The following is an 18,064-nucleotide window of genomic DNA, read 5'->3' as shown; positions in this document are numbered from 1 at the left end:
CATGTTCGACAAGATCCTGATTGCCAACCGAGGCGAGATCGCCCTGCGCGTCATCCGCGCCGCGCGCGAGATGGGGATTAAGACGGTCGCCGTGCATTCCACCGCCGACAGCGACGCGATGCATGTGCGCATGGCGGACGAATCGGTGTGCATCGGCCCTCCGCCCAGCCCGCAAAGCTATCTATCCGTGCCCGCGATCATTTCGGCCTGTGAAATCACTGGCGCGCAGGCGATCCATCCCGGCTATGGCTTTCTGTCCGAGAATGCCGAATTCGTGCAGATCGTCGAAGATCACGGCATCACATTCATCGGCCCCACCGCCGAACATATTCGCGTTATGGGCGACAAGATCACCGCCAAGGACACGATGAAAGAACTGGGCGTGCCTTGTGTTCCTGGCTCGGACGGCGGCGTTCCCACGCTGGCCGATGCCAAGCGTATTGGCGAAGAGTTCGGCTATCCCGTCATCATCAAAGCCACCGCTGGCGGCGGCGGGCGTGGCATGAAAGTTGCCAACAGCGCCGACGAGATGGAAAGCGCCTTCATGACCGCGCGCGCCGAAGGCAAGGCCGCCTTTGGTAATGACGAGGTCTATATCGAGAAATACCTGACCACACCGCGCCATATCGAAATTCAGGTCTTTGGCGACGGCAAAGGCAAGGCGGTGCATCTGGGCGAGCGCGACTGTTCGTTGCAGCGTCGCCACCAGAAAGTGTTCGAAGAGGCCCCCGGCCCAGCGATCAGCCCGGAAGAACGCGCCAAGATCGGTAAGGTCTGTGCCGACGCCGTGGCCAAGATCAACTATATCGGCGCCGGCACCATCGAGTTCCTCTATGAGAAGGGCGAGTTCTATTTCATCGAGATGAACACCCGCCTGCAGGTGGAACACCCGGTGACCGAAGGCATCTTTGGCGTCGATCTGGTGCGCGAACAAATCCGCGTGGCAGCTGGCGAAGAGATGTCGTTCGGGCAGGATGATCTTGAGATCAACGGCCATGCCATTGAGGTTCGGATCAACGCCGAAAAATTGCCCAACTTCTCACCCTGCCCCGGCAAGATCACGGCGTATCACGCGCCGGGTGGCCTGGGCGTTCGGATGGATTCAGCGCTGTATGACGGGTACTCGATCCCGCCCTACTACGACTCGCTGATCGCCAAGCTGATCGTGCAGGGCCGCGACCGGGCCGAGGCGCTCGCACGTCTTGAGCGTGCCTTGGGTGAGCTGATCGTCGACGGGATCGACACCACCGTGCCGCTGTTCCACGCGCTTCTGCAGGAACCCGACCTTCACAGCGGTGACTATAACATCCACTGGCTGGAGCACTGGCTTGCGGAGAATATGGCTCAATAAAACCAACAGGCCGAAGGGTCACTGCCCTTCGGCCTTCGGGCGTTCTGCATGAGTCTTTCCCCTGAACTTTTGCTGCACGGCTATTCCATCGGCATTTTTCCGATGGCCGAGCATCGCCACGATCCCGAACTCTTTTGGGTGGATCCCAAGTTTCGCGGCGTGTTCCCGCTGGACGGGTTCCACATTTCGCGCAGCCTTGCGAGCAGAATTCGCAATGGCGGGTTTGAGATCAGCATCAATCGCGATTTTGCAGCGGTCGTCGACGGCTGCGCCGACCGTTCAGATACCTGGATTAACACGGAGCTGCGCAGCTTGTATTTGGAACTGCACCGAACAGGAAATGCGCATTCGCTTGAGGTTTGGCAGGAAAATCAGCTAGCTGGCGGCGTCTACGGCGTTGTTCTGGGCGCCGCTTTCTTTGGTGAGAGCATGTTTTCGCGCCGCACCGACGCCTCTAAGGTCGCTCTGGCTTATCTGGTTGATCGCCTGCGTCAGACGGGCTTTCAGCTTTTCGATACGCAATTTCTGACCGCTCATCTGGCGTCGCTTGGGGCTGTTGAAATTTCCAGAACCCAGTACCGGAGCGCGCTTGAAGAGGCGACAACTGCCTCCGCCGATTTCAGCGCCCCAATCGCTCAGTCGCCAGCCGGGGTGATACAGCGGATCACCCAAACGTCATAACGCGCATGATCCAGCGCGTTCAGGGCGGGGGATGTGGCAATCATCCAGCCATCGAACAACTGATCGGATTTACCTTTTTCCCAGATGGTCAGATAAGCGAAGGCATCGCCGGTCGGGTTATCCACCGGATAGCGGCAATCGCCCAAAGCGACATCCAGACCGAATATGTCAGCCGTCTCACCGTTCTGCATTTCGACATCCACGGTATGACCATTGACCTTGTCGAGCCCGCGCAGCGTGGCGCCGGGGCCGGATTCGACCTTTTGCTGGGCAACCGCAACGGTCGCGGCAAGCATAAGCGCAATGGGCAGAACACGCATCATTCGCTGCCATCCCCCGCCACAAACTTCACCAGTAGCGAAATCAGGCTGACCGCACCTTGCGTATCCTCGATCTCATCGCCCGGCTCAAAATAAAACGGCGACCCGCCTGGCATCACTTCGACAAAGTTACCGCCCAGCAACCCTTCGGAAGAGATGACAATGGCACTGTCATCAGGGATCAGAATGCCATCCCCGACCGAAAAGGTTGTATCGGCGCGATAGGTATCGGCGTTCAGCGCTACATTTGTAACCGCCCCGATCTTAACACCGGCCAAACGGACATCCGTTCCGACCCCAACGCCTTCCAGCGAACGGAAAGAGGCATTCAGCTCATAGCCGGCCCGGTTCTGGGATAGGCCCGTCGACTGGCTGGCATAAACCCCAAATGCGATCGCACAGGCCAGAACGGCTCCGCCGACAAGAACTTCGGTCAAATTGTGATTAGACATTGTGTGCCTCGCCTATTCCGGGCTCCAGGCCTCGTAATCGGTGCGATCCACCGGCTCGAGCCGACGCAGAGATCCGGCAGGCGCATAGGCCAATGCCGTACCGGTCAGATTCTCCTGATGCGGCTGCTCCCATGCTTTGTGCTGCAGGGGTTTGTCTGTCGGTGGCTCATCCCAGGTGCGGTGCAGCCACCCGTGCCAGTCCGGGTCAACCCGGCTGGCTTCTGCTTCGCCGTTGAAAATGACCCAGCGCTTGCTGTCATCCGCATTGTGATAGAACACATTGCCCTGATCATCCTCGCCAACCTTGATACCCTTGCGCGCAGTGAAAATCTGCGTGTTCAGGGTAGCCCCGTTCCACCAGGTCACAGCCCGCAAAAGAGTGTTCAGGATTCCCATTGACGCCTCCGGCAGTTTTGTTGCTGCAGGTATGGACCAAAGGCAGGCCAAGGTCCAGTGTCACCAGAGCAGGGGCGGCTACTCTGGCAGTATTGCGGTCACCTCTATTTCAATCCGGTACTTCGGATCGATCAAACCGCATTCAATCATTGTGGCAGCTGGCCGGTTCGCGCCAAACACCTCTGCCAGGATTGGCCAGCACGGTTCAAACTCGTGCCGGTCCGGCAGCATATATGTGACCCGCACGACATCGGCGAACCCTGCACCAGCTTCGCCCAGAGCTTTGCCGATCGCATCCAATGAGGACTTGCACTGCCCAACAACGTCTTCCGGTATGTTGTCACCCTGAGCCGTGGTTCCGGCAACAAAGACAAAGCCGTTTGCAACGACCGCGCGGCAATATCCAACTCTATTCTCGTATATTCCGCCAGATGAAATACGTCTGATACTCATTCAAATTCCCTCAAATGAAAACGGCGCGGATATAACCGCGCCGTGTGTGTTTGATGGCCGTGATATCAGCCCGCAGATGCCGACTCGGGGCCTGCATCTGCGTAAATAATCAATGGCTGCGAGTCAGAGGTCACAGCTTCTTCGTTCACCACAACTTCGGTCACATTCTTCAGCCCCGGCAGCTCGAACATTGTATCCAACAGGATATCTTCGAGGATCGAGCGCAGCCCACGCGCACCGGTTTTGCGTTCAATCGCCTTTTTCGCGATCGCCTTCAGCGCATCATCGGTAAAGGCCAACTCGGCATCTTCCAACTCGAACAGGCGCTGGTATTGCTTTACCAGAGCGTTCTTGGGGCTGGTCAGGATCGTGACCAGCGCGTCTTCGTCCAGATCTTCAAGGGTTGCCAGCACCGGCAAGCGGCCAACAAATTCCGGGATCAGACCAAATTTTAGCAGATCTTCGGGCTCCAGATCCTTAAAGATCTCACCCACGCCGCGGTCGTCATTGTCGCGCACATCAGCACCAAAGCCCATGGCCGAGCCTTTGCCGCGTTGCGCAATGATCTTGTCCAGACCGGCAAACGCACCACCGCAGATAAACAAGATATTGGTGGTATCGACCTGTAAGAATTCCTGCTGCGGATGCTTGCGTCCACCCTGAGGGGGCACGCTGGCAACCGTACCTTCCATCAGCTTAAGCAGCGCTTGTTGCACGCCTTCACCCGACACGTCGCGTGTGATCGAAGGATTTTCGGACTTGCGTGTGATCTTGTCGACCTCATCGATATAAACGATGCCGCGTTGCGCGCGTTCGACGTTGTATTCGCTGGCCTGCAGCAGTTTGAGGATGATATTCTCGACATCCTCACCCACATAACCCGCCTCGGTCAGCGTCGTTGCATCTGCCATCGTGAACGGCACATCCAGAATGCGCGCCAGCGTCTGGGCAAGCAGTGTCTTACCGCAACCGGTTGGACCGATCAGCAGGATGTTCGACTTGGCCAGCTCAATATCGCTGCCGGCCTTCTGCGCATGGTTCAGACGCTTGTAGTGGTTATGCACAGCGACCGAGAGCACCCGTTTGGCCGTCGCCTGTCCGATCACATAATCGTCCAGAACCTCACAGATATCCTTAGGCGTTGGCACCCCATCCGAGGCCTTGAGCCCGCTGGCCTTTGTCTCCTCGCGGATGATGTCCATGCACAGCTCGACGCATTCGTCACAGATGAACACCGTCGGGCCTGCAATCAGCTTGCGCACCTCATGCTGGCTCTTGCCGCAGAAGCTGCAATAGAGCGTGTTCTTGCTGTCACCGCCTGAATTCGTCGCCATGATTTACCTTTCGGGCTCCATCCCTGCGCGCCGTCGCGCTTGCGCCTGTTTATCCAGCTTAGGCCAGCGCTGGGGTAGCTACAATCTCAAAATCACACCTCGCGCTCAGCGCGCGAGGTTTTGATCTTAGCTGTCTTCCACATCCATCTTAGCGCGGTTCTCGACGATTTCGTCGATATGCCCCCACTCTTTCGCCTCTTCCGGGCTCATGAAGTTGTCACGGTCCAGCGCTTTTTCAACGGCTTTCTTGGTCTGCCCGGTATGACGTACATAGATGTCATACAGACGATCCTTGAGTTTTTGCGTCTCAGCCGCGTGGATCATGATGTCGCTGGCCTGGCCCTGATAGCCGCCACTAGGCTGGTGTACCATGATACGGCTGTTAGGCAGCGAAAAGCGCATCCCTTTCTCGCCACCGGCCAACAGAACCGACCCCATCGAAGCCGCCTGACCGATCACCAATGTGGAACATTTCGGCTTGATATACTGCATTGTATCGTAAATCGACAAACCGCTGGTCACCACGCCGCCGGGCGAGTTGATGTAGATCGAGATCTCTTTGTTGGGGTTCTCGGCCTCAAGGTGCAGCAGCTGCGCCACCACCAGATGGCTCATCCCATCGTGGATCGGGCCGTTGATGAAAATGATCCGCTCTTTCAGCAGGCGCGAGAAAATGTCGTAAGCGCGCTCTCCCCGGCTGGTCTGCTCGACGACCATCGGGACGAGCGTATTCATGTAGGTTTCAACTGGATCGTACATTCGCAACCTGCCTGTTTTTGCTGTGGATCGGGACCTTACCCGAGTAGGAGTTACCTGAGTCTTATTATCGGCACCGGGAGGCTGCAAGGGGGCCTGCCGGTTTCATGTATCTATTGTAGGTCCCGTTGCAGAATTCAAAGGGGCGCGGCCTCATTTCCTCTCTGCCGCAGCAATGGCGGCGACACCCCCGATCGGCAATCAGGCACCGGCAGATGCAGCGCTGGCCAGACCGATATTGCCTTTAGTCATCACGCTATTTTGATCTGTGCATATAGAAATACATGCACGAAGCATGTACTGAAACAGCTCAGGTTCCGTAAAGGTATCTGGCGTAAGATTTGCCCGTCAAACGGGCCAAGAAGGAAAAAGAATATGGCACTTCCTCAGATTTCTCCTGATATGTCGTCAGAGAATCTTGATCGAATGGTTGGCAATGCTGCACGGGCGTCCAATTTTCTTAAGGCGATCAGCCACGAAGGACGATTGATGATCTTATGTCATCTGGTCTCTGGCGAGAAATCTGTCACCGAGCTTGAAGAGCTGCTGTCCGCCCGGCAGGCCGCCGTCTCTCAGCAATTGTCGCGCTTGCGCCTTGAGGGGCTAGTCACGCCCCGCCGGGAAGGCAAAGCGATCTATTACCGTCTGGCCGATGATCGCCCCAGCCGGATGCTGGAAGTTGTCTACGAGCTTTTCTGCAACGATGACAAATCCTAAGCGCACCGGCTGGTCCATCGATCCACCCAGGTGAAAGGCCGCTTCCGTACCAGCCGCAAACGCTTAGCCCTCAAGGGTTGAGCGCAGCTAAAATACTGGCTCAAATCCAAGAAAGGTGCTACCGACAAGGAAAATCGAGTAGCCAAGGAGACACCGATGATCCGTACACTTCTGATTGGTCTAAGCCTGCTTGCCCTCAGCGCCTGCGAAACCGCAAAAGGCGCCGGCAAAGACATCGTAAAAGCCGGTGATGCAATTCAGGGGGCCGCAACGGACGTTCAGGAGAACCTCTGACGCACGCTTTATATCGTACGCGCACCACTTCCACACTCAATATATGGTTGATACATATCCTGACGCGGGATATAGTTGCCGTACAGGTGCATAGACGCGGCATTGCATCATCTGACGCAAGGACGGGGTTCTTTCGCGCAAGCGAAAGAACCCCGTTTCTATTCTGAAGGGTCGTGCGTGGTAGCCTGTATGAAACCTTTGTCCCACAAAAGGAAAAGGCGTCAGGTGCGCAGACGCGGTCTTTGCATGCACCCCTGAGGATGCCCCTGACGCCTTGCCGGTTCGACACGCCCGAGGGACGCCCCGATCCAGTTGCTCCGGCCCCGAAAGAACCGCAGCTGCCGCGACCTGCCCGAGGGCCTGCCGCAACCCGCATCGACCGTTTGATAAGCTGGTCATCCGACACAAGCCGAAGCTTTCTGTCGACCAATCAGCTACCGGTAAGCCTTTGCATTGGAACACAAATCCTAGGACCTGCCCTCCTTGCTCAGACCCCCTGGCCTTTGCGTCCCGCCCCAGGCTCCTAAGACCCTGAGGCGATGAACAGACTGTGGCACCGGCACCCCCGATCAGACAAGAAAATAGCACTGCAGCATAAAAATTAGACGGGGATAACCTGTTGGTATCTGCAGGGAGAGCGATGTGGATAACTCCAGAACCTGCGGTTTTGCGCAGGGTTGGCGATAGATAAGTTCAGACTTTATTCCGGCGCCGATTTTTCCTCGGTTTCTGCGCCTGCAAAGGCCACCGAACGGCCGTTTAGGTGGAAATTGTACGGTTTGTACAATTCTCACCCCCCCCCTTTCGAATCGTACAAACGGAGACCCGCCTATGCGCTGCACCATTTCCCAAGCCCGCGCCACACTGGGAGAGCTGGTCACCCGCGCCCAGGACCCGCGCGAGGTGATCATCCTGACCCGGCATGGCAAACCGCTGGCCGCCCTCGTCTCGGTGACCGAGGCGGAGCGGATCTGGGATTTGCGGGATAACGAAAAGATCGGCTGGCGACATCCGCTGAGCCGGTTGCGCGGCTGGTGGTCGAAGGGGCGCAATATTCCGGGAATGGAACCGGGGCCGGACGGCACCTATGTCACCGCGCGCGAGGCTGCGCTGAAGGTCCGCGAAATCCAGATGACCCGCGCCGAGGAACGCCGCATTCTTGCGCGGGGCGGTCTGGATTGTGTCGCAGGCGGCGAGGTGGCCGCCCGGCCTGTCCCCTCCCTGAGGAGACGCTGGTTTGGATTTTGAGAAGCGTTCCGACCCGGCCGCGGCAACCTACTACGCTCTGCCGCGTTTCAATCGCAGCGGCAGTATTTACCCCCTACTTGCGGGCGGGCCGGAAACGCTTCAGTTCACCTGACGTTCCAGAACGGTGCTGTAGGATGTTCCTCGACGCAGGCTACGGAAATCCGCATAAATCTTGCCATCCTGATAATAGGCATCCACCAGAGCATTCACGCCCACATCCGGGTCAGCCGAGCTTTCGACCAGGCCGATCCGACCAGAGCCATCCAGGCTGATGGTGCCGGTGGCATCAAACACCCTCCAGTCGGTGGTCGCATTCGGACGCCACTTGCTGGGCCCCCAGAACAGGTTGTCCTGCTGCTTCTGGATATCCAGCACCCATTCCCCCTGATGGAAGCGCGGCGCATCCCCGGTTGCGGTGCGCGAGGGCGAAACTTTGGTATAGCTGCCCGTCCAGATGCCCCGCAGATCAGGCGTGGTCTCCGCCATTGCGGCGGTGGCAAGGGTGAGGCTCGTGGCCAGAGCGGCTGCTCCGGCAGTCATATATCTGGTCATGGTCTCTCCTCTCAGGTCAGGGCCATCGCTGGCCTTCGCTAAACAGATTGGGAGGGCGCGCTGTGGTTACAATCTATCTAAAGAGAACTTCACAAAGGCTTAAGTTTAGGCACAGACCTATTCTGCGCGCGCCTTACCCTTGACGGGAGGCCACACCGCAACCGAAGCTGAATTCTGTATTTGGTTTCTGGAGTATTTAAGATGTTTGGTCCCTTTTCCGTCTGGTCGCCCGAATTCCGCTTTCCGCTGAGCGGGGATGTGCAGCAGGACATCGAGCCCACTATCGGCCTGCGCGGCATCCCGGCCATCGAGGCACGGGTGCAACGCGATGTGGCGAGCTATGGCACGCAGCTGGGCAAAGTGTTGGAGGCGTTGCAGGCACTGTCCAAGGCCACCGGTGTGGACCTGTCCGAGATCGACGCGCTGGTCGACGGGGTTGAGGCGGTCAAGGTGGATTGCAAACAGGCCCTGCGGGATCACGCAGAGGAGGCGTTGCGGAAGTTGAAACAGGCTGATCCTGAGGGGTTTGAGGCTGTGGTGGCAGGGGTCGGGTCGTAGGGCGGTTGATCAAAAGAGCTTAGGGCCGCGACCGACCCGAGGGGTGGCGCAAACGCAAGGAAGCACAGCCATGGTTATTCCGAGTTCATAAACTAGACTGAAACACGAAAATAGACGCGGATCTAATGACTTGAATACAACTGTAGGTGATGATTGATAGTAACAGTATTTGAGGGAGATTTCTTTGCCTACCTTCAGTAATTCGGCGGAAGACGCGGTTCGAATGTCACTGGATATTGCGTCCAGTCATCGACAAGAGTTGGTAACTCCGGAACATTTTCTTTTGGCCCTAACTTTTGAAGATGGGGTGGCCAACCTTCTAGTTACTCTGAAAATTGACCCGCTAAAACTTAGGCTCAGTTTAGAAGACTTCATTGAAAATGAACTACCAAGCGTGACTAAAGAACAGTTTTCCAGCAAGCCTGTCCCTGATCAAACCTATCAGCGAATAGTACAACGTGCTGCCATTAATGTGCAATCTAGAAACCTAAATGTCGTCCGAGGGATCAACTTCTTCGCCGCCTTCTTTGCTGAGAAAGAATGTCATGCCCTTCATCTACTAGAGCAACATGGTGCCATAAGGTATAAGGTCGTCGAGTATATTACTGGCGAAGCCAGAGAAGATCACAAAGGCGCCCTCGACAACTTTTCAATCAAGTTTTTTGACACTACCACAGAAGATGGTGAAACCGTCGAGAAGTACGAAGAAGAAAGGAAAGTTGTTTATCAACTCAAAAACAGCAGCCCTTCGATTGCGTTACTCGCCCGCTCCATTGAGCTGCAAATTTTAGACGAGGTCGAACGCAAGAAAAGCGCTAAACCAAACTTCGAAACAAACGAAGAGGTCGCAGCCTTTGAAAGAGAGTTGGAGTTTTTGGAGGCGCTGGCCCACTCTTTAGGAAAACTAGCCGAACAAATCGCAAATCTTGATTCCGATGACAGCGACGGGGCTATGAGAGCTGTTGCCGAGAATACTCTTGCGCTCAGAGATAAGGTTTTCAATTATTTAGCCGACAACAAAAAAGATGCAGTTTTCTATGGAATAAAGATGCCAGCCATGCTGGGCAGCATCGCACTCTTTTCACTGGCAGGCGCACATATGGTAACTGCAACGCCAATTTTGATGGGAATCTTCGGTGGCGATAAAATTGTTAAATTGCTGAAGAATAACGACAAATAGCTAAATTTGTCGTGCGTTTCGCTCATTCAGCTATCCATCTTCAACGCTGAAATAAACGCCTCCTGAGGAATATCCACCTTCCCGAACTGGCGCATCTTCTTTTTACCCGCCTTCTGCTTGTCCAGCAGTTTGCGTTTCCGCGTGGCGTCGCCTCCGTAGCATTTGGCGGTCACGTCCTTGCGCAGGGCCGAGAGGGTCTCGCGGGCGATGACCTTGCCTCCGATGGCGGCCTGGATCGGGATTTTGAACATGTGGCGCGGGATCAGGTCCTTGAGCTTTTCGCACATCGCCCGGCCCCGCATCTCGGCCCGGTCGCGGTGAACCATGGTCGACAGCGCGTCAACGGGCTCGTCATTCACCAGCACAGACATCTTGACCAGATTATCCTCGGTATAGCCGGTCATCTGGTAGTCGAACGAGGCATAGCCCTTGGTCACCGATTTCAGGCGGTCGTAGAAGTCAAAGACGACCTCGTTCAGCGGCAGGTCATAGACGACCATGGCGCGGGTGCCCGCATAGGTCAGGTCCAGCTGGATGCCGCGGCGGTCCTGGCAGAGTTTCAGCACGTCGCCGAGGTATTCATCCGGCACCAGAATGGTCGCCTTGATGCGCGGCTCCTCGATATGGTCGACCTTCGAGGGGTCGGGCATGTCGGCGGGGTTGTGCAGCTCGATCATCTCGCCGTCTTTCATGTAGACGTGATAGATCACCGACGGCGCGGTGGTGATGAGCTCGATATCATATTCGCGTTCGATGCGGTCGCGGATGACCTCAAGGTGCAAGAGCCCGAGGAAGCCGCAGCGGAAGCCAAAGCCAAGTGCTGCCGAGGTTTCCATTTCAAAGCTGAAGCTGGCGTCGTTCAGCGCCAGTTTGTCGATCGCGTCGCGCAGGTCTTCGAATTCGGAGCTGTCGACGGGGAAGAGGCCACAAAATACGACGGGTTGCGCGGGTTTGAACCCGTCCAGCGCGTCTTCGGTGCCGTTGCGGTCATTGGTGATCGTATCGCCGACGCGCGTGTCACGGACCTGTTTGATCGAGGCGGTCAGAAAGCCGATCTCACCGGGGCCAAGGCTGTCGACCATCTCCATCTCAGGCCGGAAGACGCCGACGCGGTCGACATGGTGCAGGGTGTTGTTCGACATGAACTTGACCCGCATGCCCTTTTTCAGCGTGCCGTCCATGATACGGACCAGAACGATGACGCCGAGATAGGCGTCGTACCACGAATCCACCAGCATCGCCTTGAGCGGCGCGTCCAGATTGCCCTGCGGCGCGGGCAGTTGCTGCACGATAGCCTCAAGCGTCTCGTGGATGCCCTGCCCCGTCTTGGCCGAGACCTGAATGGCGTCGGTGGCGTCAATGCCGATCACATCCTCGATCTGTTCGGCCACGCGGTCACAGTCCGACGCGGGTAGGTCGATCTTGTTTAGCACCGGCACGATCTCATGATCGGCGTCGATGGCTTGGTACACGTTCGCCAGCGTCTGCGCCTCGACCCCTTGGGTGGAGTCCACAACGAGCAGAGAGCCCTCAACCGCGCGCATGGACCGGCTGACCTCATAGGCAAAGTCCACGTGGCCGGGCGTGTCGATCAGGTTCAGCACGTATTTCTCGCCATTATCGGCGGTATAGTCGATGCGGACGGTGTTGGCCTTGATGGTGATGCCACGCTCGCGCTCGATATCCATGCTGTCGAGCAGCTGTTCCTTCATGTCGCGATCCTGCACCGTTCCGGTCTCTTGGATGAGCCGGTCAGCAAGGGTGGATTTGCCATGGTCGATATGGGCGACGATGGAGAAATTGCGGATATGAGCGAGGTCTGTCATGGGTTGGGGATATGTAGAGGAATCGTGGATTGGTCAATAGAAACGCGTTGGAGTTTCGATGACTTGTCCAAAGAATAATTGGCGTGCAGAGTGCGCACTCCATTTTGAGGAGGCGCCGATGGTCAACTTGACCAAGAGGATTGAGATAGAAGATTGGCTTAGAACACTTCCCGCGACAGCAATGACATCTTTTGCTGCGCGCATGGCATTGAGAGAACTTCCATACGCATTTCCACTAAAAGACCAAGAAGTAGAGAGTTTCGATCCGCACCAAATTCTTTTGACTTGCCTGAGGTCTAATATTGTTTCCGTGGTCGCGGGTACATGGCCGATGCCGCAAATGAGTATTGAGCTTACTACAGCCGCACGCTCCGCTGACACCAATGCCCGTTCTGCAGCCCGCACCACCAACGCCGCAGCCGACGTCACTGCCTATTCCAGCCTCACAGCCGCACGTGCTGCCGCACGCTCCGCGTCGCGCTACGAAGACAGCGCAGCTCACATAGCCACCTACACCGCCCGCACCGACGACTCCTCAACCCAAACTGCCGCCCACGTAGGCCTCACTGCCGGTCGTAATATTGCACGCACCGACGCGCGCGCCGCCGACGCAACAGCCCTCACAGCCTCGCCCCAAGACACCATGCAGCTGTTTTCTACCAAACTTTGGAACAGCGAGATGCCGGGCAGTGCTAGGGATTTGTCGTTGCATTTTTTTGACAGCGCTCAAGGGACCCCGTGGTTTTTTTGGGCCGAGTGGTATGAAGGGATGCTCGACGGACGACCGCTTGATTGGACATTACAACGACAGGTCGCGCTAATTGATGATACGTACTGGAAGGAGGGCCCAGAGGCTGTCGCGAAAAAAATCGCAAAAATCCGAGCACGATGGAATGTCGAGACCACCTTATCTAACCTGAATAGAACTACGACAATTCAATCGAATTCGCGTCTTGGAATCGGTGGCAACAATCCACCAGAAGATATCGAGTTAGAGAAAATATCGGTCTCTTCAACTCAAGTTTGGGACGCCGCTCAAGAACTTTCAGCCGCGCTAGAACAGGAAGAACCCAGACGAGAATGGGTTGAGAAAATCCTGATTAAACTTAAAGCTGGGTTAGCCGGCCTCCTCAAATGGTCCATTGGAAAAGTCAATTTAGCGGTTAGCACGGCAGTATTGGTCGGAACTACAAGAGGCGCAACCGCCGTAGCAGATAACTACATTGCCAAACATCCTGAAAAAGTCGAGGCACTTATCGAGGCCTTGGAGCGGTGGCTGCCATTTCTTTCGTGACCGGTGCCGGGCTGAAGCCCGGTCTACGGGGTGAGTGTTTCCGATGCGGGTATTCACTTTTTCGCAACGTGTGATTGATCCCGATTCCAGTTTGATTCATACTCCGCCGCAGACCGAGAGGGGCGTAAGACCCGTCCGGGCAGGCAAACACGAGGCTCTAGCATGAAACAGTTCCTCCTTATCGCATATTGTGCGGCATCGCTGACCGCAGTTGCCCCCACAGCGGACGCGGCGCAGATCAAGCGGGCGTGTCTGGCATCTGACCGTGAGGCCGCGACGCGGGCGCGGTGCAGTTGCATTCAGCGCGTCGCGGATCAGGCGTTGACGCGCAATGATCAGAAAACCGTCTCGAAATGGTTCGAAGACCCCCATCAGGCGCAAGAGCTGAAGATGTCGCGGACCGCCAGCGATGATGCGCTGTGGGATCGGTATCAGAACTTTGGCCAGATGGCCCAGGCGATCTGCAGCTGAGCAATCTCGCGCCTTGACGTGATCCCCGCTGCGCCTCAGAAAAGGCGCAGCAAGAGGGACGTGTGATGGTGATGAAAGGGCTGACCCTGCGGGGCCTTGAGGTGTTCGAGGCGCTGGCGCGAACAGGATCGGTGGCGCAGGCGGCTGAGATCACCGGGCTGAGCCAGCCCTCGGTCAGTCAGCAATTGCGCAATCTGGAAAAGGCTCTGGGCACTGATCTGGTGGATCACGGGCGGCGTCCGATGCGGCTGACGCAGGCAGGGCACAGCTTTCTGGCGCGCGCCGAGGTGGTGCTGGCCGAGTTGCAAATCGCGCAGAGCGAACTGACGGTGATGGATCTGGGCCATCTCACCACATTGTCGATCGGGCTGATCGACGATTTCGACAACAACCTGACGCCGCGTCTGGCCACGCTGCTGGCCGACAGCCTGACCCGGTCGAAGTTCAAGCTGATCACCCTGCCCAGTCTGGATCTGTTTGCCGAACTGGAAGCCCAGCGCCTACATCTGGCCGTCTCGGCCCATAGCGGTGAGGTGCTGGAGGGCGTGGTCGAGTACCCCCTGGTTCAGGACCCTTTTATTCTGGTGGCCCCAAGCAGCGTCGGCGACGGAACAGAGGCTGTCGAGAAACTGCCTTTTCTGCGCTATGCCCGCGAACAGCTGATCAGCCGTCAGATCGAGGCCCATGTGGCGCGTCAGCAGCTGGAGTTCGAGGAACGGTTCGAGATCGGATCACATCTGGCCCTTATGGCAATGGTGGCGCGGGGGCTGGGCTGGGCGCTCACGACCTCGATGGGGTATATGCGTGCGGCCCGGTTCCATGAGGGTATGACGGCCTACCCTGTCCCGTTCGATGCGTTTTCCCGCAATATCTCATTGTTTGCGCGGTCAGACTGGCCCGATCAGGTGCCGCGTGAGGTGGCCGGAATGATGCGCCGGCTGATGCAGAGCCAGATTGTCGATCCCGCGATTGCGCAACTGCCCTGGCTGGGCGGGCAGTTAAAAGTGCTGGACTAGGGTCAGGGCTCGCCAATCCGCCAGAGGCGGCTGGCACGGCTTAGTGCCGGAACAACCGAACCATGTATTCCTTCAGCATCTGGAACGTTGCGAACAGGATCGGGATCATGATCAGGCCAAGCGTGCTGTCCACGATCATGCCAAACAGGACGGGATAGCCAATCGAAACCCGTGCTGCTGCACCTGCGCCGCTGGACAGGACCAGAGGTAGCACACCGACGATGAAACAAAGGCCGGTCATTGTGACAGGGCGGAACCGGATTTCGGCGGCCTTCAGGGCGGCATCGCGGATGCTGACCCCGGATTGTCTCTGCTGATTGGCGAATTCGACGACCATGATGGCTTTCTTCGCTGCCAATCCAATCAGCAAAACCATCCCGATCTGCGCGAAGATGTTGCTTGTGAGAAACGGATAATACGCAATGGGAATGAGCGCGCCCAGCAAGGCAAAGACGGTCGAGGTGATAATCGACAGAGGCAAGATCCAGCTTTCGTAGAGAACCACCAGGAACAGATAGGCCAGAATCAGGGCTGAGAGCATGATATAGGGCACCATGCCGCCGGATTTGACCTCTTGCTGCGTTACCCCCGACCATTCGATCCGGAAACCACCGGGGAGCGATTTGTCCGCAATCTCTTGCATGGCTTTGATGCCCGCGCCCGAACTGACACCGTCTGCCAATTGTGCGCTGACTGATGCAGCCGTGAACAGATTGTACCGAGGGATCGAATCCGGGGCGAGAACCGGCTCGCTACTCAGAAAGTTTCTCAATGGCAGCGACTCTCCGTCGCTGTTTTTGACGTAGATGTTGTCCACATCATCCAGTGTTTGCCGAAATTGCGCATCAGCTGAGATGACTACCCAATAGACGCGTTCGGACAGGATGAAATTGTCAACGAAATACGTGCTAAGGTTAGCTTGCAGCGCTGTGAAGATATCTGCAACGCTCACGCCGAGCGCTTCCGCGCGATCCCGATCAACAGCTAGGAGATACTGCGGAGTCTGACCCGAGAAGCTGCCATGCGCACGGACAAATTCCGGCGCCGCATTCAGCGCGGTGACAAAGGCGTTCATCACCGAATCCAGCTGCGCCCCATCGCCTTTTTCGAGGTCCAGCAGCTCGACCGAGATGCCGCCCGTCGATCCCAGCCCGTGAATGGTGGGAAACGGAAACACATAGCTTTCCGCCTCGGGCAAGGTGGACAGTTGCCGGTCCAGATCCTGCAGGATGGCATCCCAGTGCAGATCGGGGCTCTGGCGTTGATCCCATGGCTTGAGGGTGACAATCGCCATTCCGGCACTCGAGCGAGCGCCCGCCAGCATGCTGGCCCCCGACACGGTGGTCACCGTATCGACCCCCGGCGCCTTTTGGATCACGTCACCAGCTTTGGCCATAAACGCCTGTGTACGTTGCAGCGAAGCCCCGTCCGGCAGCGTCATCGCGGCCAACAAAACGCCGTTGTCTTCCTGCGGGATCAGACCGGTTGGAACGGTTCTGAACAGATACACCGTCGCGCCGACACAGGCGGCAAACAGCAGCAGCGTTACTGCAATATAGCGCAGCATCAACGACACCAGCCGCATATACAGCCGCCTGATCCAGGACACGGCCAACGGAACAAAACGCAAAGGGCCGATCGGTCTGATGCCTGACTTCAAAACCATGGCGCACAGTACCGGGGCCAGAGTCAGTGCGTTCACCGCAGACAAGACAAAGGCGAAAATAATAGTTGCCGCAAACTGGTAATAGATTGTTCCGGTTACGCCGGGGAAAAAGCAAACCGGTACGAAGACCGCCGCCAGTACAAAGGTGGTCGCGATAATCGGTCTGTTGACCTGTGACATCGCCCTGAGCGTGGCCTCGCGCGGATCAAGGCCCTCTTCGTTCAGAATGCGTTCGGCGTTCTCGATGATGATGATCGCGTCATCGACGACAAGGGTGATGGCCAGCACCAGCGCGAAGAGGGTGATCATATTTGCGCTGAACCCGATGACATAGATCAGTGCGACGGCCCCCAGCAACGACACCGGGATTGCAATCGCCGGGACAATGGTGGCGCGGAAACTGGCCAGAAACAGGAATGTCACCGCAATCACCAACCCGGCGGTGAGCGCCAGCGTTTTCAGAATGTCCTTGATCGATACGCGCACCGCATCGGTGACGTCATAGCTGATGTCGTAAGCAACGCCGTCGGGGAACTTTTTCGACAGCGCCTTCATCAGGTTGTGGACACTGTCCGAAATCTCAAGCGCGTTGGCTGTGCTCTCCTGATGCACCGCAATCGCCGCCGTATCCCTGCCATTCAGCTGCGAGGACCCGGCATAGGTGGCAGAGCCAAGCTCGATCCGCGCCACATCCTCGAGCCGCGTGACCGAGCCGTCATCCCCCGTTGCAACGATGATCCGACCGAATTCCTCGGCGTCGCGCAACAGACCCTCGGCCCGCAATTTGTACTGAAAATCGGTCCGCGCATCGCCAAACGGCGGTGCGCCAACCTGCCCGGCGGCGGCAACGACATTCTGGCTTTCAATCGCATCGGCAATCTCGGATGCGGTTGTGTTCAGGGCGGCCATGCGCACCGGGTTGATCCAGATCCGCATACTGTATTCCAGCTGCCCGAACTGAGAGACCCCGCCGACCCCCGTCAGGCGCTGCAGCGGATCATGCAGGAAATCAGCCGCATAATTGCTGAGATACAGCTCGTCCCGCGACCCGTCGGGCGACGTCAGGTTGAGCACAAGGATCATGTTGCCGGATTGTTTGGTGACCTCGATCCCCTGCTGTTGCACCACAGACGGCAGTTCGGCGCTGGTCAGAGCGATGCGGTTCTGCACCTCGACCGCGGCAACATTGGGGTCCGTCCCCAGATCGAACGACACGTTCAGCATATAGCTGCCGTCATTCGAGCTTTTGGACTTCATGTACAACATGCCGTCGATGCCGTTCACCCGTTCCTCGATGGGGGTGGCGACAGATTCCAGAATGACCTGTGCATCTGCACCGGGATATTTAGCGGAGACATAAATCTGCGGAGGCGTGATGTTGGGGTATTCCGAGATGGGCATGAGGCGCACGCACACCGCCCCGAAAAGAACCATCAGGATCGCGATGACAGCGGCAAAATGCGGGCGATTGATGAAATAGTGAGAGATCAAGCCAAGCC

19 protein-coding genes are annotated in these 18,064 nt (G+C 57.1%); 10 read left to right on the top strand and 9 right to left on the bottom strand.

Annotated features, from left to right (window positions below):
• Position 1 precedes the first annotated feature (1 nt).
• Positions 2-1,351: an acetyl-CoA carboxylase biotin carboxylase subunit gene (accC, locus tag ACR0I7_RS11630; protein WP_480511143.1), complete on the top strand. Its 1,350-nt coding sequence runs from the start codon at positions 2-4 to the stop codon at positions 1,349-1,351.
• 48 nt (positions 1,352-1,399) lie between these two features.
• Positions 1,400-2,032 (top strand): leucyl/phenylalanyl-tRNA--protein transferase, encoded by a 633-nt coding sequence (aat, locus tag ACR0I7_RS11625; RefSeq protein ID WP_480511141.1) that lies wholly within the window; start codon positions 1,400-1,402, stop codon positions 2,030-2,032.
• Here aat and ACR0I7_RS11620 read toward each other — a convergent pair.
• The 6 genes from ACR0I7_RS11620 to ACR0I7_RS11595 form a co-directional block, all read right to left on the bottom strand.
• Entirely contained in the window at positions 1,987-2,352 is a 366-nt protein-coding gene (locus ACR0I7_RS11620) for a DUF2155 domain-containing protein (RefSeq protein ID WP_480511179.1), read from the bottom strand. The two genes, aat and ACR0I7_RS11620, sit on opposite strands and share 46 nt — an antisense overlap.
• Entirely contained in the window at positions 2,352-2,804 is a 453-nt protein-coding gene (gene mlaD / locus ACR0I7_RS11615) for an outer membrane lipid asymmetry maintenance protein MlaD (RefSeq protein ID WP_480511139.1), read from the bottom strand. Before mlaD ends, ACR0I7_RS11620 begins: the two co-directional genes overlap by 1 nt.
• 12 nt (positions 2,805-2,816) lie before the next feature.
• Positions 2,817-3,200: an NADH:ubiquinone oxidoreductase subunit NDUFA12 gene (locus ACR0I7_RS11610; RefSeq protein WP_480511138.1), complete on the bottom strand. Its 384-nt coding sequence runs from the start codon at positions 3,198-3,200 to the stop codon at positions 2,817-2,819.
• Positions 3,201-3,278: 78 nt separating this feature from the next.
• Complete coding sequence (locus ACR0I7_RS11605) at positions 3,279-3,653, bottom strand: RidA family protein (RefSeq protein WP_480511136.1); 375 nt, start codon at positions 3,651-3,653, stop codon at positions 3,279-3,281.
• Positions 3,654-3,718: 65 nt separating this feature from the next.
• The gene (gene clpX / locus ACR0I7_RS11600) at positions 3,719-4,987 is read right to left on the bottom strand and encodes an ATP-dependent Clp protease ATP-binding subunit ClpX (protein WP_480511134.1); all 1,269 of its coding nucleotides are present in this window, start codon (positions 4,985-4,987) and stop codon (positions 3,719-3,721) included.
• A 126-nt stretch (positions 4,988-5,113) separates the two neighbouring features.
• Complete coding sequence (locus ACR0I7_RS11595) at positions 5,114-5,746, bottom strand: ATP-dependent Clp protease proteolytic subunit (RefSeq protein WP_480511132.1); 633 nt, start codon at positions 5,744-5,746, stop codon at positions 5,114-5,116.
• A gap of 372 nt (positions 5,747-6,118) precedes the next feature.
• On the opposite strand from ACR0I7_RS11595, the gene ACR0I7_RS11590 reads away from it, so the two are divergent.
• From ACR0I7_RS11590 to ACR0I7_RS11580, 3 genes are all read left to right on the top strand, one after another.
• Positions 6,119-6,460: an ArsR/SmtB family transcription factor gene (locus ACR0I7_RS11590; RefSeq protein WP_480511130.1), complete on the top strand. Its 342-nt coding sequence runs from the start codon at positions 6,119-6,121 to the stop codon at positions 6,458-6,460.
• Between the two features lie 156 nt (positions 6,461-6,616).
• Positions 6,617-6,754, top strand: coding sequence for an entericidin A/B family lipoprotein (locus ACR0I7_RS11585; protein WP_480511128.1), 138 nt, complete (start codon positions 6,617-6,619; stop codon positions 6,752-6,754).
• 831 nt (positions 6,755-7,585) lie between these two features.
• Positions 7,586-8,002, top strand: a complete 417-nt coding sequence (locus ACR0I7_RS11580; protein WP_480511126.1) for a type II toxin-antitoxin system Phd/YefM family antitoxin — start codon at positions 7,586-7,588, stop codon at positions 8,000-8,002.
• Positions 8,003-8,101: 99 nt separating this feature from the next.
• Here the strand turns inward: ACR0I7_RS11580 and ACR0I7_RS11575 are convergent, their stop codons facing one another.
• A complete protein-coding gene (locus ACR0I7_RS11575) occupies positions 8,102-8,554 on the bottom strand; it encodes a hypothetical protein (protein ID WP_480511124.1) in 453 nt (150 codons plus the stop codon).
• Positions 8,555-8,755: 201 nt separating this feature from the next.
• On the opposite strand from ACR0I7_RS11575, the gene ACR0I7_RS11570 reads away from it, so the two are divergent.
• Both ACR0I7_RS11570 and ACR0I7_RS11565 read left to right on the top strand, forming a co-directional pair.
• Positions 8,756-9,112 (top strand): hypothetical protein, encoded by a 357-nt coding sequence (locus tag ACR0I7_RS11570; protein WP_480511122.1) that lies wholly within the window; start codon positions 8,756-8,758, stop codon positions 9,110-9,112.
• Between the two features lie 169 nt (positions 9,113-9,281).
• Positions 9,282-10,292 (top strand): Clp protease N-terminal domain-containing protein, encoded by a 1,011-nt coding sequence (locus ACR0I7_RS11565; RefSeq protein ID WP_480511120.1) that lies wholly within the window; start codon positions 9,282-9,284, stop codon positions 10,290-10,292.
• A gap of 26 nt (positions 10,293-10,318) precedes the next feature.
• Here ACR0I7_RS11565 and lepA read toward each other — a convergent pair whose 3' ends face one another.
• Positions 10,319-12,118, bottom strand: a complete 1,800-nt coding sequence (lepA, locus tag ACR0I7_RS11560) for a translation elongation factor 4 (protein WP_480511118.1) — start codon at positions 12,116-12,118, stop codon at positions 10,319-10,321.
• 118 nt (positions 12,119-12,236) lie between these two features.
• Between lepA and ACR0I7_RS11555 the strand changes: the two genes are divergently transcribed.
• The 3 genes from ACR0I7_RS11555 (at position 12,237) to ACR0I7_RS11545 (ending at position 14,899) form a co-directional block, all read left to right on the top strand.
• Entirely contained in the window at positions 12,237-13,412 is a 1,176-nt protein-coding gene (locus tag ACR0I7_RS11555; RefSeq protein ID WP_480511117.1) for a hypothetical protein, read from the top strand.
• 162 nt (positions 13,413-13,574) lie between these two features.
• Positions 13,575-13,883, top strand: a complete 309-nt coding sequence (locus ACR0I7_RS11550; RefSeq protein ID WP_480511115.1) for a hypothetical protein — start codon at positions 13,575-13,577, stop codon at positions 13,881-13,883.
• Between the two features lie 65 nt (positions 13,884-13,948).
• Positions 13,949-14,899, top strand: a complete 951-nt coding sequence (locus ACR0I7_RS11545; RefSeq protein WP_480511177.1) for a LysR family transcriptional regulator — start codon at positions 13,949-13,951, stop codon at positions 14,897-14,899.
• 40 nt (positions 14,900-14,939) lie between these two features.
• Here ACR0I7_RS11545 and ACR0I7_RS11540 read toward each other — a convergent pair whose 3' ends face one another.
• The gene (locus ACR0I7_RS11540) at positions 14,940-18,056 is read right to left on the bottom strand and encodes an efflux RND transporter permease subunit (protein WP_480511113.1); all 3,117 of its coding nucleotides are present in this window, start codon (positions 18,054-18,056) and stop codon (positions 14,940-14,942) included.
• Between the last annotated feature and the right edge of the window lie 8 nt (positions 18,057-18,064).

Source organism: Ruegeria sp. AM1 (assembly GCF_056540745.1).
This window is presented reverse-complemented; position numbering and strand designations above follow the sequence as displayed.

Excerpts from the sequence above, each read along its gene's own strand:
- ACR0I7_RS11545 (WP_480511177.1), top strand. The coding sequence starts at position 13,949 with ATGGTGATGAAAGGGCTGACCCTGCGGGGCCTTGAGGTGTTCGAGGCG.
- ACR0I7_RS11550 (WP_480511115.1), top strand. The coding sequence starts at position 13,575 with ATGAAACAGTTCCTCCTTATCGCATATTGTGCGGCATCGCTGACCGCA.
- ACR0I7_RS11605 (WP_480511136.1), bottom strand. The coding sequence starts at position 3,653 with ATGAGTATCAGACGTATTTCATCTGGCGGAATATACGAGAATAGAGTT.
- ACR0I7_RS11620 (WP_480511179.1), bottom strand. The coding sequence starts at position 2,352 with ATGCGTGTTCTGCCCATTGCGCTTATGCTTGCCGCGACCGTTGCGGTT.
- ACR0I7_RS11595 (WP_480511132.1), bottom strand. The coding sequence starts at position 5,746 with ATGTACGATCCAGTTGAAACCTACATGAATACGCTCGTCCCGATGGTC.
- ACR0I7_RS11575 (WP_480511124.1), bottom strand. The coding sequence starts at position 8,554 with ATGACCAGATATATGACTGCCGGAGCAGCCGCTCTGGCCACGAGCCTC.
- aat (WP_480511141.1), top strand. The coding sequence starts at position 1,400 with ATGAGTCTTTCCCCTGAACTTTTGCTGCACGGCTATTCCATCGGCATT.
- ACR0I7_RS11590 (WP_480511130.1), top strand. The coding sequence starts at position 6,119 with ATGGCACTTCCTCAGATTTCTCCTGATATGTCGTCAGAGAATCTTGAT.
- ACR0I7_RS11585 (WP_480511128.1), top strand. The coding sequence starts at position 6,617 with ATGATCCGTACACTTCTGATTGGTCTAAGCCTGCTTGCCCTCAGCGCC.
- ACR0I7_RS11580 (WP_480511126.1), top strand. The coding sequence starts at position 7,586 with ATGCGCTGCACCATTTCCCAAGCCCGCGCCACACTGGGAGAGCTGGTC.
- clpX (WP_480511134.1), bottom strand. The coding sequence starts at position 4,987 with ATGGCGACGAATTCAGGCGGTGACAGCAAGAACACGCTCTATTGCAGC.
- lepA (WP_480511118.1), bottom strand. The coding sequence starts at position 12,118 with ATGACAGACCTCGCTCATATCCGCAATTTCTCCATCGTCGCCCATATC.
- ACR0I7_RS11570 (WP_480511122.1), top strand. The coding sequence starts at position 8,756 with ATGTTTGGTCCCTTTTCCGTCTGGTCGCCCGAATTCCGCTTTCCGCTG.
- accC (WP_480511143.1), top strand. The coding sequence starts at position 2 with ATGTTCGACAAGATCCTGATTGCCAACCGAGGCGAGATCGCCCTGCGC.
- mlaD (WP_480511139.1), bottom strand. The coding sequence starts at position 2,804 with ATGTCTAATCACAATTTGACCGAAGTTCTTGTCGGCGGAGCCGTTCTG.
- ACR0I7_RS11555 (WP_480511117.1), top strand. The coding sequence starts at position 12,237 with ATGGTCAACTTGACCAAGAGGATTGAGATAGAAGATTGGCTTAGAACA.
- ACR0I7_RS11610 (WP_480511138.1), bottom strand. The coding sequence starts at position 3,200 with ATGGGAATCCTGAACACTCTTTTGCGGGCTGTGACCTGGTGGAACGGG.